Annotated in this window: 1 protein-coding gene; it reads left to right on the top strand. The window is 57.0% G+C overall.

The features are described from left to right. Positions 1 to 110: 110 nt before the first annotated feature. On the top strand, positions 111 to 1,589 hold a 1,479-nt coding region (locus QEH54_RS22750), incomplete at its 3' end, for a VCBS repeat-containing protein (protein WP_309021030.1).

Raw genomic sequence — 1,589 nt, 5'->3', positions numbered from 1 at the left:
GCCAGCGTGGTGAGCGGCGACTTCGACGGCGACGGCCTGGCCGACGTGGTGGCGACGCGCTGGGGCGAGCCGGCCCTGGCGTTCCGGTCGACCCGAGGGGAGCCGAAAGAATGAAGGGGGCAAGCATCGTGACTGAATCGGTTTTTTCTTCCAAGCATTGGCCTAAGGTTTTCTGGGGCGGTGTCCTGGCACTCGTTTTCTCGACTTCGATTCGGGCGGAATTGGAGGTCAAGGAGCTTGAGCAGAGGAGCGCGGCGGAAGGAGATACGCTGTTCACCAAGCTCTCTTCGGAACGAACCGGTATCGATGTGGTGAATAGCTATGACGATCCTCGCATGTGGGGCGACCGATATCAGGAAATGGTTTTCGGCACTATCGGAACTGGAGTGGCTGTCGGAGACTATGATAACGATGGGCGAGTTGACGTTTTTTTTGCGGTCAAGACAGGAGGATCGAAGTTGTATCGAAATCTTGGTGACTGGCGATTTGAAGACGTGACAAAATCGTCCGGGCTGCTGGATGATGGCGAGGCGTGGTCCGATCGCTTGCTTGGCTTGTTCAGCGATGAGGAACGCGTAGCGGTGGAAGAGGTTTGGGATCAGGGAGCGGTTTTTGCGGACGTGAACAATGATGGCTGGCTCGATTTGTACGTTACCTGTTTCGATGCTCCCAATCGTCTCTACGTGAATCAGGGCGATGGCACCTTTGTGAATGAGGCGGAGAAGAGAGGCCTCGCGATTCGCGATGCGAGTGGAGTCGCCGCCTTCGCGGATTACGACAACGATGGATGGCTGGACGTCTATGTGCAGACCAACATGCTCAACGCGATAGAGGGTCCTGAGGGGAGGAAGGACTACTTGCTGCGCAACGAGGGAGATGGCTTTTTCGTGGATGCGTCTGCGACGGCGGGGATTGGTGGGGTGACATCGGGGCATTCCGTTTCCTGGTGGGATTACGATGACGATGGTTGGTTGGATTTGTATGTGGCAAACGACTACTCGATGCCTGACAATCTGTATCGAAACAATGGGGACGGAACATTCGAAGATGTGCTTCGCCAGTTGGTGCCTCGCATGCCCTATTATTCGATGGGATCGGACTATGGCGATGTGAATGGCGATGGCACGATGGATTTTTTGGTCGCTGACATGGCTCCGACGTCGCACGAAAAGGACCAGCGCGGCATGGCTGTATCCAGAGCGCGAGAAATGGCGAATCGGATTGAGCGCCAGGCGCCGCAGCAGATGCACAATACGCTCTATCTCAATACGGGACTGGAGAAGATGCTGGAGGTGGCGTTTCTGGCTGGAGTAGCCCGTACCGATTGGACTTGGTCGGTGCGCTTCGAGGATCTCGACTGCGACGGGCTGATCGATCTGCACGTCACCAACGGCATGGTGCGAGAGTACCACAATGTGGATATTCTCGATCGCATCATGGGAGCTGAAAGTCGGATGGCTCAGCGACGAGTGATGCGATCCAGCCCGGTTCTGGAAGAGAGCAACCTCGCGTTCCGCAACCTAGGCGATCTGCGCTTCGAGCGCGTGGAGCGCGACTGGGGGCTCGACGAGGTGGGCGTGAGCTTCGGG

Source organism: Pelagicoccus sp. SDUM812003 (assembly GCF_031127815.1).
Classification (GTDB): Bacteria; Verrucomicrobiota; Verrucomicrobiia; order Opitutales; family Opitutaceae; genus Pelagicoccus.
This window is presented reverse-complemented; position numbering and strand designations above follow the sequence as displayed.